The 20761-nt window shown below is 61.0% G+C and carries 21 protein-coding genes; 8 read left to right on the top strand and 13 right to left on the bottom strand.

Annotated features, from left to right (window positions below; translation table 11 throughout):
* Nucleotides 1-85: 85 nt before the first annotated feature.
* Complete coding sequence (locus LJ738_RS20440) at nt 86-736, bottom strand: phosphoribosyltransferase (RefSeq protein WP_227788209.1); 651 nt, start codon at nt 734-736, stop codon at nt 86-88.
* Nucleotides 737-748: 12 nt separating this feature from the next.
* Nucleotides 749-1411 (bottom strand): dienelactone hydrolase family protein, encoded by a 663-nt coding sequence (locus tag LJ738_RS20445; RefSeq protein WP_227788210.1) that lies wholly within the window; start codon nt 1409-1411, stop codon nt 749-751.
* Between the two features lie 307 nt (nt 1412-1718).
* Here LJ738_RS20445 and LJ738_RS20450 point away from each other — a divergent pair, with 307 nt between their 5' ends.
* Complete coding sequence (locus LJ738_RS20450; protein ID WP_227788211.1) at nt 1719-2552, top strand: ion transporter; 834 nt, start codon at nt 1719-1721, stop codon at nt 2550-2552.
* A gap of 58 nt (nt 2553-2610) precedes the next feature.
* On the opposite strand, the gene LJ738_RS20455 is transcribed toward LJ738_RS20450, so the two are convergent.
* From LJ738_RS20455 to hutU, 6 genes are all read right to left on the bottom strand, one after another.
* Nucleotides 2611-3468, bottom strand: a complete 858-nt coding sequence (locus tag LJ738_RS20455; RefSeq protein WP_227788212.1) for a hypothetical protein — start codon at nt 3466-3468, stop codon at nt 2611-2613.
* 171 nt (nt 3469-3639) lie between these two features.
* Nucleotides 3640-4581: a phosphatase PAP2 family protein gene (locus tag LJ738_RS20460; RefSeq protein WP_227788213.1), complete on the bottom strand. Its 942-nt coding sequence runs from the start codon at nt 4579-4581 to the stop codon at nt 3640-3642.
* 77 nt (nt 4582-4658) lie between these two features.
* Nucleotides 4659-4997, bottom strand: a complete 339-nt coding sequence (locus LJ738_RS20465; RefSeq protein ID WP_227788214.1) for a HepT-like ribonuclease domain-containing protein — start codon at nt 4995-4997, stop codon at nt 4659-4661.
* Nucleotides 4987-5289, bottom strand: a complete 303-nt coding sequence (locus LJ738_RS20470) for a nucleotidyltransferase family protein (protein WP_227788215.1) — start codon at nt 5287-5289, stop codon at nt 4987-4989. Before LJ738_RS20470 ends, LJ738_RS20465 begins: the two co-directional genes overlap by 11 nt.
* A 79-nt stretch (nt 5290-5368) precedes the next feature.
* Entirely contained in the window at nt 5369-5965 is a 597-nt protein-coding gene (locus LJ738_RS20475; RefSeq protein ID WP_227788216.1) for a hypothetical protein, read from the bottom strand.
* 117 nt (nt 5966-6082) lie between these two features.
* Nucleotides 6083-7852: a urocanate hydratase gene (hutU, locus tag LJ738_RS20480; protein WP_227788217.1), complete on the bottom strand. Its 1770-nt coding sequence runs from the start codon at nt 7850-7852 to the stop codon at nt 6083-6085.
* A 168-nt stretch (nt 7853-8020) separates the two neighbouring features.
* On the opposite strand from hutU, the gene LJ738_RS20485 reads away from it, so the two are divergent.
* On the top strand, nt 8021-8293 hold the full coding sequence (locus LJ738_RS20485) for a Rho-binding antiterminator (protein ID WP_227788218.1): 273 nt from the start codon (nt 8021-8023) through the stop codon (nt 8291-8293).
* An 89-nt stretch (nt 8294-8382) separates the two neighbouring features.
* Here LJ738_RS20485 and LJ738_RS20490 read toward each other — a convergent pair whose 3' ends face one another.
* Nucleotides 8383-9207: a DUF4097 family beta strand repeat-containing protein gene (locus tag LJ738_RS20490; RefSeq protein WP_227788219.1), complete on the bottom strand. Its 825-nt coding sequence runs from the start codon at nt 9205-9207 to the stop codon at nt 8383-8385.
* Nucleotides 9208-9396: 189 nt separating this feature from the next.
* Between LJ738_RS20490 and LJ738_RS20495 the strand changes: the two genes are divergently transcribed.
* Complete coding sequence (locus LJ738_RS20495) at nt 9397-10347, top strand: MBL fold metallo-hydrolase (RefSeq protein ID WP_227788220.1); 951 nt, start codon at nt 9397-9399, stop codon at nt 10345-10347.
* On the opposite strand, the gene LJ738_RS20500 is transcribed toward LJ738_RS20495, so the two are convergent.
* Both LJ738_RS20500 and LJ738_RS20505 read right to left on the bottom strand, forming a co-directional pair.
* A complete protein-coding gene (locus tag LJ738_RS20500) occupies nt 10286-11215 on the bottom strand; it encodes an arginase family protein (protein WP_227788221.1) in 930 nt (309 codons plus the stop codon). The two genes, LJ738_RS20495 and LJ738_RS20500, sit on opposite strands and share 62 nt — an antisense overlap.
* A 75-nt stretch (nt 11216-11290) precedes the next feature.
* Nucleotides 11291-12973 carry an ArnT family glycosyltransferase gene (locus LJ738_RS20505; RefSeq protein WP_227788222.1) on the bottom strand — a complete coding sequence of 561 codons (1683 nt, stop codon included), beginning with the start codon at nt 12971-12973 and terminating at the stop codon, nt 11291-11293.
* Nucleotides 12974-13162: 189 nt separating this feature from the next.
* Between LJ738_RS20505 and LJ738_RS20510 the strand changes: the two genes are divergently transcribed.
* Nucleotides 13163-14182, top strand: coding sequence for a GDP-mannose 4,6-dehydratase (locus LJ738_RS20510; RefSeq protein ID WP_227788223.1), 1020 nt, complete (start codon nt 13163-13165; stop codon nt 14180-14182).
* 9 nt (nt 14183-14191) lie between these two features.
* Complete coding sequence (locus LJ738_RS20515; protein WP_227788224.1) at nt 14192-15883, top strand: glycosyltransferase family 39 protein; 1692 nt, start codon at nt 14192-14194, stop codon at nt 15881-15883.
* Nucleotides 15884-15905: 22 nt separating this feature from the next.
* Here the strand turns inward: LJ738_RS20515 and LJ738_RS20520 are convergent, their stop codons facing one another.
* The gene (locus tag LJ738_RS20520; protein WP_227788225.1) at nt 15906-16556 is read right to left on the bottom strand and encodes a lipid-A-disaccharide synthase N-terminal domain-containing protein; all 651 of its coding nucleotides are present in this window, start codon (nt 16554-16556) and stop codon (nt 15906-15908) included.
* A complete protein-coding gene (locus LJ738_RS20525) occupies nt 16549-17313 on the bottom strand; it encodes a glycosyltransferase (protein WP_227788226.1) in 765 nt (254 codons plus the stop codon). The genes LJ738_RS20520 and LJ738_RS20525 overlap by 8 nt, the downstream gene beginning before the upstream one ends.
* 583 nt (nt 17314-17896) lie before the next feature.
* Between LJ738_RS20525 and LJ738_RS20530 the strand changes: the two genes are divergently transcribed.
* From LJ738_RS20530 to LJ738_RS20540, 3 genes are all read left to right on the top strand, one after another.
* Nucleotides 17897-18403 carry a hypothetical protein gene (locus LJ738_RS20530; protein ID WP_227788227.1) on the top strand — a complete coding sequence of 169 codons (507 nt, stop codon included), beginning with the start codon at nt 17897-17899 and terminating at the stop codon, nt 18401-18403.
* 132 nt (nt 18404-18535) lie between these two features.
* Nucleotides 18536-19270 (top strand): YebC/PmpR family DNA-binding transcriptional regulator, encoded by a 735-nt coding sequence (locus LJ738_RS20535; protein ID WP_227788228.1) that lies wholly within the window; start codon nt 18536-18538, stop codon nt 19268-19270.
* Between the two features lie 177 nt (nt 19271-19447).
* Nucleotides 19448-20611 (top strand): acyltransferase family protein, encoded by a 1164-nt coding sequence (locus tag LJ738_RS20540; protein WP_227788229.1) that lies wholly within the window; start codon nt 19448-19450, stop codon nt 20609-20611.
* Nucleotides 20612-20761 lie beyond the last annotated feature (150 nt).

The following is a 20761-nucleotide window of genomic DNA, read 5'->3' on the forward strand; positions in this document are numbered from 1 at the left end:
CCTGGCCTTTGCTGGACTCATGCTCACCAAAGCGGCGACCCTTAATTTACTTGCAGGTGCATAACACCGTCTAGTGGCCAGCACCCTAATTTGCCATTGCACCGCCGTGAGCGCCAGCTGCGCTTTTGCGGAGCAGCCGAATAACTTCCTCATCACTCACTTGGTCAAAAGTGACATAGAACTGCCCCACGGCCGCAAAATCACGGGGCAGCAGCAGGCACACGAATTCATCGACCAGCGGGGCCAACTGCTGCTGGGCGTGCGGCGGGGCCACCGGCACGGCAACGATGAGCTTAGCCGGCCGGCTTTTGCGGATGGCCTCCACCGTGGCAACCATGGTGTGGCCGGTGGCAATGCCATCGTCGACCACAATCACCGTTTTGCCCTTGAGATTGGTGGGCGGGCGCCCGTCCATAAACAGCCGGAAGTTCTCCCGGAGCTTGGCCTGAATACGCGCCGCCTGTTCTTGAATGTACTCGGCGGGAATGCCGAAGGCGGTTCGCTCGTCTACGGCCACGCTATCGAGCGACACCGAGCCAATGGCGTACTCACTGTTGTTGGGGTGGCCTATCTTTTTGGATAGCACCACTTCCAGCGGAAAGCCCAGCTGCTGAGCAATAACGTAGCCGATGGGAACGCCCCCGCGCGGAATGGCCAGCACAATACCGTCTTCGCCCCGGTACTTTTCGAGGCGGTGAGCCAGACGAAGGGCGGCATCTTGGCGGTTCTGGAACATGGGCGGGACGCCTCAGGTGGCCGTTTGGGGGATGGGCTGCAGGTATTTGCTGAACCAGGCGGCGGCCAGCTCAGCGGCCTGCTTGAGGGTGCCGGGTTCCTCAAACAGGTGGGTAGCCCCGGGCACCACGGCCAGGTATTTGGTGCCGTGCAGGCCCTCGAGCGCCATGCGATTGAGCGCCAGCACATCGGTATCGAGCCCGCCCACAATGAGCAGCGTGGCCGCCATCACATGGGCAAGCGCAGTCCCCGCGAGGTCGGGGCGGCCGCCGCGCGAAACCACGGCCAGCACCCGGTCGGGCCGCCGCGCGGCAGCGCCCAGCGCCGAGGCCGCGCCCGTGCTGGCGCCGAAATAGCCGAAAGTAAGGTGGGCTAACCGCGGCAGCGCGTCCAGGAAATCGGTAGCCGCTACGAGCCGGTCGGTCAGCAGCGGAATATCAAACCGATTGGCATAAACGGCGTCTTCCTCTGGGGTCAGCAGGTCGAACAGGAACGTGCCGATGCTGTGCTGGTGCAGCACGTCGGCCACAAAGGTGTTGCGGGGACTAAGCCGGCTGCTGCCGCTGCCGTGCGAGAACAGCACGAGGGTCCGCGCACCGCTGGGCACAATGATTTCCCCGGTCAGCCGGGCCCCTTCCACGGGGATTTCCAGTAGCTTATGGCAATCGTACAGCATGGTTTTAGCGGCTAGTTCACACTCGGCACTAGTGCTCGGGGCATTTATCGCCCCGCAGTCGGATTCTACTAAATATAATCAAAATTATTATCGATTATGTACTCGCTAAAACCACGCTTGGGGTCATTTTTGCTCTGTGCAGCTTGAGTCAGATGTGATTTAATGCACGATAGTAACTCCATTGGTTGTGGTAATTAAAATCGAATAACAGGCTCAAATTCAGCTCAACTAGTTGTGTGTCTTGAAGCAACTGGTTTGCGTAAGACTGACAAGTGGCCTCGACCAGGCGCGGCCTCTGCTTTTGGCTATGGAGAACCGCCCCCGCAACACAGCACCCCATTGGCAACATGCCGCGTACCGCATCATTTTCGAATCGAACACGCCCGCTGGCCGCGCCTACGACATTGTCCTGCTGGTGGCCATTGGCCTGAGCGTGGGGGCCGTGATGCTGGAAAGTGTGAAAGAAATCAGGGCCGAGTACGGGCCCTACCTGCACGCAGTGGAATGGTTTTTCACGGTGCTGTTCATTTTCGAATACCTACTGCGGCTGGTGGTGGTGCGTCGGCCGCTGGCTTATGCGCTGAGCTTGCTGGGTATCATCGACTTCATGGCTGCCGTGCCCACCCTGGCAGCACTGCTGTTGCCAGGCAGCCGCTACCTGCTCGTGATTCGCACGCTGCGGCTGCTGCGGGTATTCCGTATTTTCAAGTTGGGCCACTTCATGGGCGAGGGAGAATTTATCGTGGATGCGCTGAAGGCCAGCCGTTTCAAGATAACAGTGTTTCTGACCGCGGTATTTTCGCTGGTCATCGTCATCGGCACGCTCATGTATGTTATCGAAGGCGGCCAACATGGCTTTTCCAGCATCCCGGAGAGCGTTTACTGGGCCATCGGGACGGTAACGACGGTGGGCAGCAGCAGCAACATCACGCCCGCCACCGTGCTGGGCCAGACCCTAACCGCAGTACTGATGATTCTGGGCTTTGGCATCATTGCCGTACCCACAGGCATCGTTTCGTCCGAAATGACCCAGCGTTCTGCCGCACTGCCCGCATTCAAGCAAGCGCGCTGCCCCCGTTGCCAGGCCGAGGGACACCGCCCGGAAGCCACTTTCTGCTGGCATTGCGGGGAGAAAATCTAGTAGCTGCGCCGGTGGCTCATCAGTGCCTGCTTATTGAGCTGGAAATTGGGCTGATGACCTATTGAATAAACCGCAGGTCGTCTTTTCGCATCCAGCCGGTGGTGGTCACCTTTTCCCAATTGGTAAACGTCACGTACACAGCATCTCCGCGGGATCCGCCCAGATGCACCTTATCTCCGCGCTGGCAGAATGCCTTGCGGGGCGTGGCCAGGTCGGGCGAATTGTAGAAGTACGCTCGGTCCACCTGCACCACCGCCCTTTGGCTGCTGCTGAGGTTGGCGCCGGCCCGCTCCACCGGGGCAGTTGAAGGAGTGGGCACAGGCATGCCGTTGGGCTGAGATGAAGCTGCAGGCGAGCGTGGCGGGCTGGTGCGAGCCGCTTTTGTAGGAGCTGTGCTTTCGGCCAGCCGGCTTAGCTCCTGCACCTTGAGCCATCCGATATTCTTGGTGCCGTCGGGGCCGATAAAACCGGTTTTCACGAAGCCATTCCATTCGCCCTCCCCGTAGAATACGTCGCCTCGGCGCAGGTACTTGCCATTAGGCGTAGACTGCTGCGGGGCATCGAAGAAATAAGCCGTTCCGACCACCACCCGGTAGCGGCGGCCCTGGCCCGAAAGCGGGCCCGTGGGCTCTGCAGCGGCATTGTTGCTAGCCGTCTGCGGAGTTGTTGGGCTGACACCAGCATCGCCAGATGCTGCAGCTTCCGATTGGTCGACCCGCATTTCCGAATTGGCGCTCCGGGGTTGGTTTTCGGAGCAAGCCACCAGCGAAGTCAGCCCAAGCAGCATTCCACAAGCCAAGGTCCAGACGTACGGTTTTATGATTTTGCCGCCGCTCCAAACGCCGCCCCTATCCCCTACGGCCCCGCTAGCGCCAGCGGGCAGGTTGTTCGATTCGGCTTGATTGATTTTGCTCATCGATGTTTTGATTACCAGACGGTGTAGCTCCTTCCTTACGACGTGCCGGGCACGTAGTTTCGGCCAGTAGCGCCCGCACCTGCCGCCGTGCCAGCATCCCACTTACTTACGACAGGCAGCCAGACCCACCGCGCCGCCCACCATGCGAGAGTTACTGAGCTACTGCCGCGACTACCAGCGTCGGGCCAGCATCAGGCCACCATAGGCATAGCCGTTCACATTCAAGCCTTGCATGGGTACCATGGATACGCCCGTGCCATGCACCTTCTTGTAGAAATGCAGAGCCACCACGCCGGCCGCTGCACCTACGCCGCAGCCCACCAGCGAGCCGGTGAAATTCTGGGCCGGCACTGCCGCGGCATCGTAGCCAGCGGCACTGTGGTGCAGCCGGGGCACCACTATGCCCACCGTGGCCCCCACGGCATAGCCCACCAGGTTGTCGGTGAGAAAGTGCTTGCCGGCCCGGACGCGGAAGTACGCCACCACCGCCGGCAGGGCCGCGGCCGCGCCCCACACGTAAGGCTGGGCCGCCGAGCCGGGATTGAAATCGTGAAATACCTGGGCCGCAAAAAATGTAGCCGTAGCCGTATGGGCCGTGTGCCCGCCAAAAAACGAATCGGTGGCAATGGTGCCATGGCGCTTGCTACCGCCCTCTGTGCCGTAGAGGTAAGGCCGCGAGCGGTACACCGTGCCCACGGTAAGGGTGAAAATGGCCGCCGTGGCGCTCATGGTTTCCAGGTACAGCCCGGCCACCTGCCCGTAGCGTCCGTGAACCTTTGGATCGAAGGCCAGCAAGGCGGGCACCAGCGCCAGCGTGCCGTAGCAGAAAGCGTCGCTCGTGACCTGTGCCCGGTCGCTGTACCACCCCGCCGAAAACCGGTCAATTTTGGGGATATTCTGACGGTTCAGCGCCGCCAATTCAGCCTCGGTCGAGACGTGTTTCTGCTGCACTAGGTACAGCCCCGTTACGCTCAGACCTGCCAGCCCAACTGTGATGGGCGCATCAACAGCGAATCGGGTGCCGTAGGGCGAGGGCGCTTGCTGCGCTATGGCGGCAAGATTTCCGCTCAGCATGAAGGCCCCGGCGAGAAAAAGCGTAGGACGAGGCTTCATATGCTGATTTAAACGGGGCTGAGTCGAATGAGCCTCACTAGGAATAGAATTTGTCGCGGCGAGACCATTTACTCCCGTCATGCATTCAGTAAATCTTCAACTTCCTGTTTCAAAATAGGCAGGTGACGCACCACGATACCCCATACCATTTCATCCGAAACCGTGTTATAACCGTGAATGATACGGTTGCGGGTGGCAATTATACTTCGGGCATTGGATAGTTGAAACCCGGGGTCCGCTTTCAGAATGCGACCAATTGCTTCGCCTATTATCTCCAGATTGCGCTCAGTTGCGCGGCGTGTACGAGTATCGGTTTGATAGGCGGCAAATAGCATAGGCTGCCCCGCGAAGAAGCTTTCAATTTCGAGAATAGCCTGTTGCACGTCGTAGAGGCAGGCGCTGATTTCAACGTTCATATATCACCTGCTGGGTGGCCTCCACCTGGGCGCGGAAATAGGGATTGCGCAAGGCCTGCGCTTCCAGCAAATCAACTGGGCGCTGCAATACTTGCTCCAAGGCGAATTTGAGGGCCAGATAATTATCGGCGTAGTCCTCCACCGGCATCGGCTCGAAGGCGGCCACGAAATCAACGTCGCTGTCTGGGTCGAAAGCAGGCGTGAGCACAGAACCGAAGGCAGCCAGGCGCTGCACGTGGTGCTGGCGGCACAGCGCAGCAAGGGCGGATTTGTGTGAGGTAAGGGTATGCATTGTGGAATGAAGAAACTATTAATACACCAAACCGGCACGACATACATTTTCTTCAAATTCGCGTCAGTCCAGTAGTCAATTATAAATAGACTCGTAAATCTTTATAATACTGGTACCTACTCTGATGCAACGACCTAAGAATTCCATTCATGTCATTGTTCCAATTCATTTTCTCAATTATATAAACTGGGTCGTCTTTAAAATTCTCTTCGTTGATAATAACCCGTTCTACGCATTTTCTAAATTCATCCGTTCTTATCAAAAGCTGTTTTAGTGTTGAATTAACTTGGATGGCAGAATTTTTCTTGGTTAGACCAGGGAATAGATATTCGGTATTTAGCCGATTTAGCAACATGAATTCATTTCCTGAATTCATCAATTTACTAACTAAACCATGAGGCTCATTATTTTCACCGCTGACCATTACCTCTATAACCATCTGACTTATAGACTCAACTTTAACCACAATTTCTTTATAGGCACTATATCTCAAATCGAAGAATTTTTTCTTACGAATGTTTATCTGCGTAATAAAAAACTGTGTCATGCCGAAAACAATACCCAAGAAAGACAGGACCGCAGCAATCATCTTCTCACTGGACCCTGCTACGTTATTCTCAAAGAATAAATACCAGCCAAGAGAAATACAAAAAACGAAAAAGGTGAGAGTCCCCATATAATCCATATGCCGCATCAAGTGGAACCTTATGCTTTTACCTTTAAACATATTATTATTTCGGTGAATCAAGGAACGGATATTCTTGCTCAAAGCCTGTCTTTAAGAAAATTAAAATTAAAGTCCTGGAATCTTCGCCCCACGCTCCCGGGCTACGTCCTGGGCCAGCTCATAGCCCGCATCGGCGTGGCGGAAGATGCCCATGCCGGGGTCGGTGGTAAGCACACGCTTGAGGCGTTCGGCTTTTTCGGGGGTTCCTGTCGCTACTATCACCATGCCGGAGTGGGTGGAGTTGCCGATGCCCACGCCGCCGCCGTTGTGCAGGCTCACCCAGTCGGCGCCGCTAGCGCAGTTGGCCAGGGCGTTAAGCAGGGGCCAGTCGGCCACGGCGTCGGAGCCGTCCTTCATACCTTCGGTTTCGCGGTTGGGCGAGGCCACGGAGCCGCAGTCGAGGTGGTCGCGGCCGATGACGATGGGCGCCGAGACTTCGCCCCGCGCAACGAGGTCGTTGATGACGAGGCCGAACTTCTCGCGCTCGCCGTAGCCCAGCCAGCACACGCGGGCCGGCAAACCGATAAAGGGCACTTTGGCTTGGGCCTTCTCAATCCAACGGGCCAGAAGGTTGTTTTCGGGGAAGGTTTCGAGCAGGGCGCGGTCGATGCGCAGAATATCCTGCGGGTCGCCGCTAAGGGCAGCCCAACGGAACGGCCCTTTGCCTTCGCAAAATAGCGGCCGGATGTACGCGGGCACAAAGCCGGGATAGAGAAAATGGCCGTGCTCGTCGCGCACCTGCAGGCCGCCTTTTTCGGCCTGGCCACGCAGGTTGTTGCCGTAGTCCACGGCGATGGTGCCGCGCTTCTGCATCTCCAGAATCGCCGACACGTGCTTCACGATGGCCGCCAAGGCCTGCTTTTTAAACTCCTCGGGGTTACTGGCGCGCAGGGCCAGCACCGTGTCTATATCACCTTCAGGGATGTAGTCCATCAGGTCGTGGGCCGAGGTTTGGTCGGTCACGATGTCGGCCCGGAAGCCGCGCTCCAGCAGCTGGGGCAGAACCGTGGCCGCATTTCCGGTGAGGCCGACAGACCAGCCTTTGCCTTCTGCTTTGGCCTGCTCGCAGAGCTCCAGGGCGTGGGCGAGGTCGCGGGCCTGCTCGTCGAGGTAGCCTTCGCGCACTTTCTGCTTCACCCGCTCGTCAATCGGCTCCACCACGAGGCACACGCCGTCATTCATGGTCACGGCCAGGGGCTGGGCGCCGCTCATGCCGCCCAGGCCCGCCGTGACGGTGATGGTGCCGCGCAGGCTACCGCCAAAATGCTGGTCGGCCATTGCGGCGAAGGTTTCGTAAGTGCCCTGCAAGATGCCCTGGGTGGCAATATAAATCCAAGAGCCGGCCGTCATCTGGCCGTACATCATCAGGCCCATGCGGTCGAGTTCGTCGAAGTATTCCTGGGTGCTCCAGGCGGGCACCAGGTTGCTATTGGCGATGAGCACGCGCGGGGCATGAGACCAGGTTTTGAGGACGCCCACAGCCTTGCCCGACTGCACGAGCATGGTTTCGTCGGCCTCCAGCTCCTTCAGGGTGTTCACGATGGTTTGGTACTCCTTCCAGTTGCGGGCGGCGCGGCCGGCACCGCCGTATACAATCAGCTCATCGTAGACCAGGCTCACGGCGGGGTCGATGTTGTTTTCCAGCATCCGGAGGGCGGCTTCGGCTTCCCAGGTTTTGCAGCGCAGGGTGGTGCCGTGAGCGGCCCGCACGGTTCCGGCGGGCTTGAATTCGTAGAACATCGGGCGCTTGCCTTCGTTCGGCTTGGGCGTGCCAGGGCCGCTGGAAAGGGAGTTAGCTTCGAGATTTAGTTCGGCAGCGAGGGGGGTGGTCTGCATGGGTGGGAAGTGGTTTGGGTGGGTGCGGCGAAGATAGGAAAGTGCCGACTTGCAGCACTATCCGGAAACCTATTGGCGGGTCCTACCCTTGTATCGTACACCTACCAGCCCGCGTAACCACCGTATCGTTGGGCTACCCAACTTTCCGCCCTCCTATTTCTCAGCTTCATGAGCACCGACTATAACCCCATCGACTGCCATTTCTACGACCTGCTGGAAGCCGCCGCCACGCTGCGGCGCCGGGTAGACCTGCAGTACTTCAACGACCTGCGCCAGCTCTGCCTCACGTCTGGCGTGATTGACACGCTTTTGGTGCGCGACAAGGTGGAATACATGCGCCTGAAATCGGGCGAGGAAATCCGGCTCGACCACATCATCCGGCTCGACGACACACCCGCCCCTGCCTACGCCGACTTCCCCGATTTCAGCCTGGGCTGTTGAGCCACGCAGCTATTTCCAAAGGAAAGCCCCGCCCGTCATGCTCAGCATAACGCGCGGGGCTTTTCTGACTTTTAAACCATGCCCAAAAGCTAGTCGCGGCCCTGGTCTACACTGATGCCGCCGTTGGTGGTTACGGCCTTCACCGGGGCGCCGCCTTTGCCGAGGTTGGCGGTTACTTCCTTGTGCATGAAGCCTGATTTATTGACGGGCAGAGCCGAGCGGATGCCGCCCATGTTGGTGCTGGTAAAAAATTGAGCTGAATAATCCTGGGGCAGCTTCCAGTGAACGCCGCCGTTGGTGGTTTCCACGTCGAGGCCTTTGCCGTCCCACTTGTTGCCGGTGAGGGTGATGTTTAGACCGCCGTTCACGGTTTGGCCGGTAACCTGGCCGCCCAGGCTGGTGAGCGAGACGCCGCCGTTCACGGCGTGAAACTTCACGTCGGACTGCAAATTATCGAGGCTGATGCCGCCGTTCACGGTGTTCAGGGCCAGGGCCGTCTGGCGCGGCACAAATACTTCGTAGCTCACGCTGTAGTGCTCGTCTTTGCCGGGAGCATCAGCGCGCAAGGTGTTATTGGCGGTACGGATGGTGACGCTTTTCACCCGCGACTGCGCCTCGGCGTCGGTGCTGGCCCAGCTCGTCACCTTGGCCCGAATCCGCACGTTGGGACCCGACCAGCCGTGCACCGCAATGCCGCCGTTGGCACCGCCGTCGATGGTGAGGGCCTGGCCGGCGGCAGCGGTCATGGTCAGGTCGCGGGTTTCGCAGAAGTGCTTGTTCTCGTCATTGTTGCGCGACCAGTTCCGGTCGTCGCAGCTGATTTTGAACTGGGGCTCGGCTACGGTTTGGGCCACGGCCGGCAGGGCGATACAGGCGATGGCAAATGCAGAAAGAAAGGTTTTTGAGGTGAGCATAAGAGTAAGATTTTGAAAGGGTTGAGGTTGCAGTATTGGGAGGCAGCGGCTGGTTGTGTAAGGGTTACCGGGTAATTCTCGATTCGTTACACGCATCCACAGATTTTTTTCCGGCCGCATCTCTCCCCTCTTTCGCCAGACATCGTATGTCTGCTTTCAAGCTTCCCTCTCCTCAACACCCTACTTACCATGGATAATGTAGCCGCCGGCGTCACCCAGCTCCGCATTCAACGTTTTGTCAATGTGTATTTTGTCGAAACCGGCACCCCTGGCGAGTGGGTTTTGATTGATACCGGCCTGCCCGGCAGCGCCAAAATCATCATTGCCGCCGCCGACAAGCTCTTTTACCCCGGCAGCCACCCCGAGGCCATTCTGCTCACCCACGGCCACCTCGACCACCTGGGCTCGGCCAAGGAGCTCGCCGACCATTGGAACGTGCCCATCATCGTGCACCCGTTGGAGCTGCCCTACGTCACGGGCCAGGCGCTGTATCCGCCGCGCGACCCCACCGTGGGCGGCTCGCTGGCGTTTATGAGCCGCTTCTTTCCAACCCAACTGCCCAATCTGGGCGACCGGGTGCAGGCCTTCGATGCCGACGACCCTTCGACGCCCTACCTCATGAGCTGGAAGTGGCTGCACGTGCCGGGCCACGCGCCCGGCCAGCTGGCCTTCTTCCGCGAAGCCGACCGCGTACTCCTTGGGGCCGATGCCTTTGCTACCTGCCACCACGATTCCGTGCCGGCCGTGCTGCTGGGCCTGCCCAAAATCAGCCGGGCCGGCACGCCCTTCAACTACGATTGGGAAGCAGCCCGGCGCTCGGTGCAGCTGCTGGCCGAGCTGGAGCCCAAGGCCATCGGCTGCGGCCACGGCCCCGTTATTAAAGGCCCGGAAGCGGCCGCGGGCCTGCATGAGCTGGCCGACCACTACCCCGTGCCCACCCACGGCCGCTACGTAAAGGAGCCCGCCCGCACCGACGCCAGCGGCGTGGAGCACCTGCCCCCCGCCCCGGCCGACAAGCTGCCCATGAAAGCCGCCATGCTGGGCGCGGGCCTGGCGGTGGCGGGCGTCTCGTGGCTGCTTATCGGCGGCCGGCGGCGCGGTCGGCGACAGCCGAAGCCACACCGGTCAGAAAAGCGGTAATGATGGTGGCGGCGAGGCGGGCCGTTTGGTTGTCGCGGTCGAACAGCGGGTTTAGCTCAGCGACCTCAAACAGACGCACCTCCTCCTTTTGGCCCGCCAGAAAAGCGGCTTCCACGGCCTGCCGCGGGGTAAACCCATCGGCGCTCGGCGCCGATACGCCGGGCGCGTATGCTTCGGCGCAGCCGTCGATGTCGAAGCTCACGAAGGCGGGCCCCGCCTTGATGGCCCGGCTCAGGGCGCGCGTCATGTACAGCTCCATGCCATCCTTCTGCACGTGGGCCAGCGGCACGATGTGCGCGTCTTGCTGGTTCAGGAAATCGACATCCTCCTTGGTGTTGAGGTTGGAATGCAGCCCAATTTCGGTAAACCGGTCGCCGGCCACAAAGCCTTCGCGCAGCAGCTTGCCAAACGGCGTGCCGCTGCTGATTTCGGGCTTGTCCTTCACGTCGGCGTGTGCATCGAGGTTGATGCCGCCCACGGGCTTACCGCCGCTGGCATCGAACAGGCCCCGCACCGTGGAGTACGAGCCATCGTGCGAGCCGCCCAGTACCACCACCCGGGGGTACTGGGCCAAGAGCTTGCCCAGCTGCTCGCGAATGTGGGCGTGGTTGCGGGCGTGGTCGTGCTCGTGCAGGTCGAGGCTTCCGGCGTTGGCAAGGCGCAGCTGATCGAGGCTAACGTCGTGCTCCAGATTGTAAACTTTGTGGTAGCGACGCAGCTCGCGCCGAATGGCATCGGGCGCGCCCACGGCCCCGGCGCGGCCGCCTTCCAGCACGGTGCCAAAATCCAGGGGCAGGCCCACGAGGCACACGTCGGCGGCGGGCAGCTCAGCAGCGGGGCGGATGATATCGCGGAGAAAGGTTGCCATAATGGAGGGAGTATTCAGGGTGCGAATGTAGAAAAAGGCCCGCGGCAAAGACGGCGAGGCGGGAGATTAGCGGCTTCAGGGCGCGTAGTATATCCGCCAGGGGCCGACTTGCTCCTCTCGTAGCAGGCCGGCGCGCAGCCACTGGCGGTCGGGCGTTAGCGTGCCCTTCACCACTAGCAGCGGCGGCCGGGCCCAGCGGGCCACTAGGGGCACGCTCTGGGCCGTGCTGTCTTGCAGGTTGACTAACAGGCGCTGCCAAGAGCGGTCGGTTTCGAACTGGGTTTCCCGCCTGAGGTTGTCGTTGCCATCAAAAAGTGATACCGGAATCTGGCCCAATTCAAACGCCAGCGACGGCAGAAGCTCATCATACACTAATACCTGCCGGCCGGCCAGGTGCGGGCGCAGCAGGCGGGCAGCCACCGGTCGGGTGCCGTTGAACAGGAGCTCGTTTTGGTGCAGCAGCGTTTTGGCGGCCAGCAGCAGGAAAAGCGTGAATACCGCCGGCGCCACCAGCAGCCGTGGCACCGGCCACTCCGGCCGCCACAGTAGGTGCTGCACCATCAAGGCCCCCAGCCCCACCGCCGCCCAGAACCCCACGGCCGGGCTCGCCACCAGCGGCAATGCGCGGATGCTTATCATCGGCAATACCCCGATTGCGGTAAGCATCAGGCCAAAAAACAGCCCCATCCCCAGGTACCAGCGGTAGAGCACTGCCTCGGGGCAGCGGCCCAGGTAGTACACCACCAGCAGGGCCACGCCGGGGAACACGGGCAGCACGTACAGCAACAGCTTGGAACTGGACAGCGAGAAGAACACCAGCGGCACGAGTACCCAAAACACCCACACGTTGCGCCAGGTGCGGGGCAGCGCCGCCCAGGGGGTGCGCACAAATTGAGCCAGCAGCGCCGCCGACCACGGCAAACTCACTGCCGGGGCCAGCACCCAGTAAAACCACCACGGCTTGCTGCGCCCAAACGACGCCGGATTGGCGAAGCGCTCCACGGTATGGTTGAAGAGGAAGTAGCGCACAAACGCGGAATTTTCGGCGGCCAGGTAACCGTACCAGCCCAAGCCCACCACCAAAAACAAGCCGATGCCCAGGGCGTAGTGCACCGTAAAAGGCCGACGCGGGCGGTCCTGCCGGAAATAAAACCCCGCCACGGCCATCAGCGGCAGCACAAAACCTACCGGCCCTTTGGTAAGAAACGCCAGCCCCAGCGCCAGCCAAAACAGGTACAGCCAGCCGGGCCGGCCGTTGGCATAATAGCGCAGTACGGCGTATGCGGCCGCGAGCTCCAGCGTGGCCAGGTACACGTCGGTGGTGACGTTGAGGGCCGAAATAAGCACCGCCGGGAGCGTGCCATAAACCACGGCCGCCGCCAAAGCGCGGGCGCGGTCGCCCTGAAAAAGCACCAGGCCCAGGCCGTACACCAGCCCCACCTGCACCAGCACGGCCAGCGCCGGCAACAGCCGCACGCCCGCCGCCGTGGGCCCCGCCATCGCCAGCCCCGCAGCCGTGAGCCAGTAGGTGAGCGGCGGCTTGTGGAAGTGCTGAATGCCCAGCAGCCGCGGGTGCAGCCAGTCGCGGCTGGCCAGCATCTCGCGCCCGATTTCGGCGTAGCGCGCTTCGCTGCTTTCCAGCGGGCCCCAGGCGTTGAGCCCGGAAAGCAGCCCCAGCCCCAACAGTACCAGAAATAGCCCCAACCATAGGAGGGCAAAGCGGGCTCGCAACGGCTCAGCCTCCGGAAAAAGTTCCATAAAATAAAGGTATAATATAGACTACATTGTACAAGGCGGGATGCCAACAATGCCAGCCATTATTTACATTCCTCTTATTATCAGTTTTTTACAATAGTCTTTTTGTTAAGCTCCCGCGCTACTCCAGCGGTTGGGCAGGGCCAGCCGAGAGGAGGCTGCCAGGGTTTTTCATACTTTTTTGATTGTGCTATGTCTACTATCCTCGTCACCGGTTGCGCCGGCTTCATCGGTTCTCACCTGAGCGAACGGCTGCTGGCCGACGGCTACCGGGTGGTGGGCCTCGATAATTTCGACCCGTTTTACGACCGCGACACTAAGGTTGAGAACCTGGCGCTGCTTCGGCCCCAGCCCCGGTTTTCTTTTTATGAGCTGGACTTGCGCCACGGCCCCGCCGCCCTCGCCGCCTTGCCGCCGGGACCCTATGCCGCCGTGGTGCACCTGGCGGCCAAAGCCGGCGTGGGGCCGTCGTTGCGTGAGCCAGCGGCCTATCTCGACGCCAACATACTTGGTACCACTCATTTGCTAGAATGGATGCGGCAGCAGCAGGTGCCCAACTTACTGTTTGCCTCTTCCTCGTCGGTGTATGGCAACACGCCCGCGCGGCCCTTCCGCGAAGACGAGCCGCTGTTTGCCCACTGCATTTCACCCTATGCCGCCAGCAAGCTGGCCGGTGAGGAACTGACCTTCACCTACCACCACCTCTACGGGCTGAACGTGCTGAACGCGCGGTTCTTCACCGTTTACGGCCCCCGGCAGCGCCCCGATTTGGCCATTCACAAGTTTGCGCGGCTGCTGCGGGCCGGCCAGCCCCTGCCCGTGTACGGCGACGGCCGCACCGCCCGCGACTACACCTACATCGACGACATTGTGGACGGCATCGTGCGCGGCCTGGCTTATCTGGACGCGCACGCTGGCACCTACGAAATCGTGAACCTCGGCAACAGCCACCCCATCCCGCTGCTGGAACTGGTGGCGGCCCTGGGCCAGGCTATGGGCGTGGCACCGCAGCTGGAGTTTTTGCCTGAGCAGGCCGGCGACGTGGAAATCACTTTTGCCGACATCAGAAAGGCCCGGCAGCTGCTGGGCTACCAGCCTCGCACGGCCCTGCCCGAGGGGTTGCGGCAATTTGTTAACTGGCTCTATGAAAGGGAATTGACTCCCGCCCGCCCCCAACCCGCGCGCCCCCTGGACCTGGTGCCGCCCGTGTAAATGCGCCGCATGAGCACCCATACGGGCGCACGGGTGGCGGCCGTGCTGGCCCTGTGCTTCTTCAGCTTTTTTGTGCACCTGGGCACCTCGGAAATCACCCTGATGGAGGCCCGCAACTTTGTGGCGGCCCGCGAGATGGCAGCCGGCGGCTCGTGGCTAATTCCGACCCTGAATGGGGCCCTGCGCGTGGCTAAGCCTCCCCTGCCCACCTGGCCCGTGGCCGCGCTGCTCCGCCTGGCCGGGCCCACCGCAAGCCCGGCCCTGCTGCGCGTGCCCGCTGCGCTGATGGCCGCGCTGCTGGTCTTTTTCTTTTGGGGGCTGCTGCACGAGCTCACCCGCGGCCAGCCCGGTGAGGCCGAGGCGCCGGGCCGCACCGCCTGGCTGGGCGCCCTGGTGCTGGCCAGCAGCCTGCTCGTGATTACGGTGGGCCGCGAAGGGCACTGGGACATTTTTGCCCATGCCTGGATGCTCGGAGCATTGTGGGCGTTGGCCCGGGGCTGGCACGCTGCTGGCCGCGGCCTGGGCTGGTTTGCGCTCAGTGGCTTGCTGCTGGGCCTATCTATGCTGAGCAAAGGGCCCGTGGCGCCCTACGCCATGCTCCTGCCGTTTCTGGTGAGCTTCGGCGTGCCCCGGCTGAACCCGGCGCGCGGGCCGGTGCGGCCACACCGGGCAGGCCTGCTGCTGGCACTGGGCGTGGGGCTGGGCGTGGGGTTAGCGTGGCCTACTTACCTGGCCCTGCAGCGTAGCGTGGCCCCGGCCGCGCTGGCCGTGGCCCGCGTGGAGGTCAGCTCCTGGGCCGGGCGCCACGCCGAGCCGTTTTGGGAATACTGGAATTTCCCGGTTTTCGCGGGCATCTGGGCACCGGTAGCCCTGTTGGCGCTGGCGGCGCCTTTTGCCCGGCCGCGCGCCGGGCGCTACGTGCCCTACGTTGCCGGCCTGGGCTGGCTGCTGGCTACGCTGTTGCTACTGAGCATTATCCCGGAGAAAAAAGAGCGGTACATGCTGCCCCTCATGCCGCCCCTGGCGTTGCTGATAGCCGGCCTGCTGCGCCATTTCGAAACAGCCTTGGGCCAACGCAACACGACAGGGCTTGAAGCCAGGTTGCTGCGTTGGTGGGCCGGGCTGCTGGTGCTGGCCTTCGCGCTGGTACCGGTGGCGCTGGGGCTGGCTTGGGTGCCGCGCTTTTTGCCCGCTGGGCGTTTTGTAGTGGCTGCTGTAGCGTTTGGGCTGCTGGTGGGGGCAGCGTGGTGGGGCGGTTTTCGGCGCAAGCAGCCGGGGGCGCTTATCGCCAGCTCGCTCACGGGCATGAGCCTGCTGCTGGCCCTGCTCCTACCCGCGCATGCGGCTTGGGTAAATCGGAGCGCCGACCCGGGCCTGCGCCACGCGGCCGACCTGCGCCACAACCCCGAGCTGGCCCACCGGCCCTGGTACACTTTCGAAGAACTGAATATGAAGCAGCTTTGGGAAGCCGGTCGCGCGGCACCCGCCTGGCCCCGCACCCCCGATTCGGCGCTGGTGCGGCCCACCCAGGTTGTAGCCGTGCTCAGCGGGGCCGATGTGGCAAGCCAGCTGCCCGGCGCCTGGCGCCAGCAAGTGCGCCTGCGCGTGGTCGACAGCTTTTACCTCGACCAGGAGCGGAAAGGCGGGTACTGGCGCGTCACCTTAGTTGAGCCAATTCGGCCAGCTTCGGCTGCTAAATGAAAAGGCCGGGCAAAGCGGCGCGCTATCCCGCCACCTGCTGCCGTTGCTCGCGGCGCAGCAGCACGATGTTCCGGGAATACACCACCGTCCCAAACACGTTGCCGACGATAAGCACCACATCAATCGGGTCGCGAAGCAGGGCATAGGCCAGAATAAGCACCGAGCCGGCCAGGCTCACCGCCCAAAACCCCAGCGGCAGCACCGACTCGCCCTGCCGCTCCGAATACAGCCACTGAAAAACGAACCGCAGCAGAAACACCGTTTGGCCCACCGCGCCCAGCAGCAGCACTCCGCTCGGAATGCCGTGGCGCAGCACCGCGTGCAGGCTGAAGTACCGGTTGCCCACCCCCGCCCACACCAGCATGGCCACCGGAAACATATAAGCCGCTGCCCGAAACCAGGGGCTAAGCTTGGGCCACTCACCCTGCAACTGCAGGTTGCGGACGTAGATGCCGTAGCTCACGAGTTGGGCCGCCAGTATCACCGGGTCGTGGCGCAGCATGCCGTATATAATCATCAAAAAGGACGATATCAGGCTGATTTGCCAGAACAGCGCGGGCACCAGCACCCGGCGGGCCCGCTCGCTCTGCACCCATTGCAGCACAATGCGGCTGCTAAACAGCAGCTGCGACGTGAGGCCAATGCCCAGGGCCAGCTGCTGGGCGCTAAGCACGGCTGGTGGCCCGGTACTGCTCCCCGATTTCGTAGTTCTTCCAGCGGCTCCGAATCCAGCGGAACCCGAAGGTGTCGACCAGCGGCTTCCACGCCCGGTTCCAGAGGGTGTACTTGGCAGTGCCGGCGAAGCGCGGGAAATGCCGCACCGGAATCTGCTTCACCCGGCCGCCCTGCAGCTGCACCAGAGCGCCCAGAAAGCGGTGCAGGCCGTGGAAGAGCGGTAGCCGCCGGGCATACTCTATTTTAATGATTTTCAAGGGACAACCCGTGTCCTCGATGCCGTCGTTGATGAGGGCCCGGCGCACGCCATTGGCCACCTTGGATGAAACTTTCTTTACGAACGTGTCCTGGCGTTTAGCCCGAATGCCGTTCACCATGTCGTACGCCGGAAAAAACTCGAAGAAGGTTAGAAAATCGAGCGGCGTGGTTTGGATATCCGAATCGATGTAGCCCACCAGCGTGCTGCGGCTGTGGTCGATGCCGGCTTTGATGGCTGTGCTCAGGCCGCGGTTTTCGCTGAGGGAAATGAACTCGTAGGCAGTGCCCGGCCGGCAGATATCGCGCAGCAAGGCCAGCGAGCCGTCGGTGCTGCCATCGTTGACGAACAGAACCGTAGTAGGCACAGGGGTCTGACTCAGAAATTTATCTATCTCCACCACCAGCTGGCGTAGGCTTTCTTCTTCGTTGTACACGGGCACGAGCACCGTCAACGACTGCGTGGCCAGAAAAGGAGAAACGGACGAAGCGTCGGACACAAGAGCGCGGATAAGGGTGGTGAGGGATTACACGGCCACTATTAGCCTTCCCATTTCTTATCGAATTTTCACTATTCGCCGTCATTAAAGCAAGCTGCACCATAGCATAAACCCATTTCCAACCCCTCTGCAGGGGTGATTTTTAGTATCCATAAGATAGCCGCGGGTTTATTGGGCTGAAAACGCTGCCGGATGTCTTAGAAGCTGCTTGAGCTAGAATCTATAGTAAGCAGAACAGTGTAGAGACGCAATACTTTGCGTCTCGTCGTCCGCGCCGTTGACATACCATTCCACTCATCGTCAAACGACGAGACGCAAAGTATTGCGTCTCTACACGGTTCTGACATTCCGACAATTAACCCAAACATCCTCTTAGTGAATTTGTGAAGAAGCTTAGCAACTGCCCGGCTTAAGAAGCAGCAGGCCGGATAGCCGGGAGGGGACTGGAGAAGTGCTAATTTTCGGCCCGATTTTTACGTGTCCGGCAAATGCATTCGCTGTCCCTGCATTGGGTCAGCCCAATTTCCAACAGCTCGGGTAGCCTACCTTCGGGCACTCTGGTTACCGAGTTTAATTACGAACAATGGCTTTTTTCTCTTCCCTGCGGTTTGTTGGCGTCTGCTTACTCCTGTCGCCCCTGCTGGCACTCCCGGCGGCGGCTCAAACGACGGCGGCGCTCCCGCCTTTTTACTCTACCTACCACTACACGGGCTACACCGTTTACGACAACACCAGCACCGACCCGCCCACCGAAGTGCGCGGCGTGGGCGGCTCGCTCACCCTGCGGCCCGACGGCACCTACGAGAAGCACCTGAGCATCGTCACTCCCAGCGGCCCGCACTACTTCAACCAGTCCGGCCGCTTCGTGCTGGCCGGCGACAGCATCCGCTTCGCCTTCAGCGACCTGAAGGGAGCCGATGTGCAGCGCGGCACCTTTCAATTCAACCCCGCCAACAAGCACCTTACCCTCACCATTCTGGGCTACCCAACCGGTAATAAAGGCGTGTACGAACTGGTAGCTGTGGACACCAAACCAGTAGCCACGCCGGCGGTCCTGCGCGTCAAAACCGTGAAAAAGCGCCGGCGCTAGTCCCGCCTTTGGGTCGCATTTGGCTCCCCCCGCCCCTTCTGGCTAACTTGCAGCCCGTTTCGGCTGCGCTTGTTGGTTAGGCCGCCGCCACGGCATTGTTAATTGCTCATTGCTAATTGTTAATTGACCTAAATGGGACGCGCATTCGAATTTCGCAAAGGCCGCAAAATGAAGCGGTGGGATAAAATGTCGAAAGACTTTACCCGCATCGGGAAGGAAATCGTGATGGCGGTGAAAGAAAACGGCCCCAACCCCGATACCAACGCCCGCCTGCGCGCCGCCATGCAAAACGCCAAAGGCGTGAACATGCCCAAAGACCGGGTAGAAGCCGCCATCAAGCGCGCCAGCAGCAAGGAAGAAAAAGACTACCAGGAAGTGGTGTACGAGGGCTACCTGCCCCACGGCATCGCCGTGGTTATCGAAACCGCCACCGACAACCCTACCCGCACCGTTTCCAACGTGCGCCTCATCTTCAACCGCAACGAGGGCACGCTGGGCACCGCCGGCTCTTCCGACTACACCTTCACCCGCAAAGGCGTATTCAAACTGGCCGCCGAAGGCCTCGACCGCGACGAGCTTGAGCTGGAACTCATTGACTTCGGCGCCGAAGACGTGTACGAAACCGCCGAGGAAGACGAGCACGGCGCCGAGCACAAGTACATCGTGGTCGAAACCGCCTTCACCGACTTTGGCCAGATGCAAAAAGCCCTCGAAGCCCAGGGCCGCCAAGTGGTGAGCGTGAACCTGCAGCGCGTGCCCAATACCACCGTCGCACTCAACGACGAGCAGCTGGAAGAAGTAATGAACATCATCGAGAAGTTCGAAGACGACGAAGACGTGCAGGCCGTGTACCACACCGTTGGCTAACGCCAGGGTACCCTGCTATACTTTCCCAAGAACGTCATGCTGAGCGCAGCCGAAGCATCTCTACCGCAATACTAAATTGAATTAGTGGCGCGGTAGAGATGCTTCGGCTGCGCTCAGCATGACGTTCTTTTTTTGCCTGTAGGCATTCGCTTGTAACCATTGTCCCCGCTGCCGCCTATGCCCGTCGCCGAACCTTCTGCTTCAGTAGCCGCGGGCATTTCTCCGGGCCTGCCGCAGCCTAACGGCTACTTACCGGCTCTCACCGGCTTGCGCGCCATTGCGGCCTGGCTGGTGTTCTTCAATCACTACCCCCTGGGCCCGGTGCCACCGCCCGGTGTGGCCCGCGCCTTCCAGTATCTCGTCGATGAGTCGCACGGCCTGCCGTTGCTGCTGCTACTCAGTGGCTTTCTCATCGCCCTGCGCTACGATACCGGCACGCCCAGTTTCCGGCCCAGGGGCGGCTGGCGGCGCTACCTGCAAAGCCGCGTCGCCCGGGTGTACCCGCTGTATGCCTTGCTCACGCTGGCCACGTTTGCGCTGCTGTGGCGCTGGCACTCGCCTAGCGTCACCCCAACCCAGCTTTTCCTGAACCTGACGCTGCTGCGCGGCTTTTTCGACGAATACAAGTTCACCGGCATCGGCCAGGCCTGGTCCCTCACGCTGCTCGAATGCTTTTACCTGGCGGCCCCGCTCCTACTGGGCTTGCGGGCCCGGGGCCTCGCGCTGTGGCTGCAGCCGCTGCTGTTGCTGGCCCTGGGCGCCGGGCTGGTGGCGCTGCTGGCGCCGCTGCGCTGGCATGGCCTGTTCGGGACGTACCCATTCATGCTCATGTACACGTTTCTGGGGCACAGCCTGGAGTTCTTTATCGGCGTGTGGCTGGCCGGCCGCTACCAATCCGGCAAATTGGGCTGGCCCACCGGCTATTGGCGCACTGCCGGCGGCATCGTGCTCTGGATAGCCGTCACGGTCACCCTAGGCCTCACCCAAGCCCAATTCCACAACCCCGACCACCCGCTAACCCTGGTCCTGAACTTGGTTGGGTTGCCTGCGGCTGGCGGCCTATTCTTCGCCGGCTTGCTAAGCGAGCATTCCTGGTTTCGGCAGCTACTCAGCGGCAGCTTGTTTCAGATATTGGGCCGCAGCTCCTATGCCTTTTACCTGCTCCACGCGGGGCCGCTGGCCTTTTGGGTTTACGAGCGCCTGCCGGGCTTTTGGCCGCTACAGCTACTTGCCGTACAGGTGGTGTCTTATGTAGTGTATCAGATAGTGGAGGAGCCCGTTGGCAAGTGGCTGCGGCCAGTCAGAAGTACTGTACCGAATGCTGAGCACAAGTCTGTATAGCTTAATCCAGCGCTATTTGGTATGCTTGCCGCAATTCATACTGCGTACTTAGCATGTATTGCCGCTACAGGCGTAAGAGCCTGTTAAAATTTACGGATAAGGTGTCGAATGCTGGATAAATAGAGCGTTGCTTCGGCGCTGCTGGTCTCG

The organism is Hymenobacter plasmatis (assembly GCF_020711255.1).
GTDB lineage: Bacteria > Bacteroidota > Bacteroidia > Cytophagales > Hymenobacteraceae > Hymenobacter.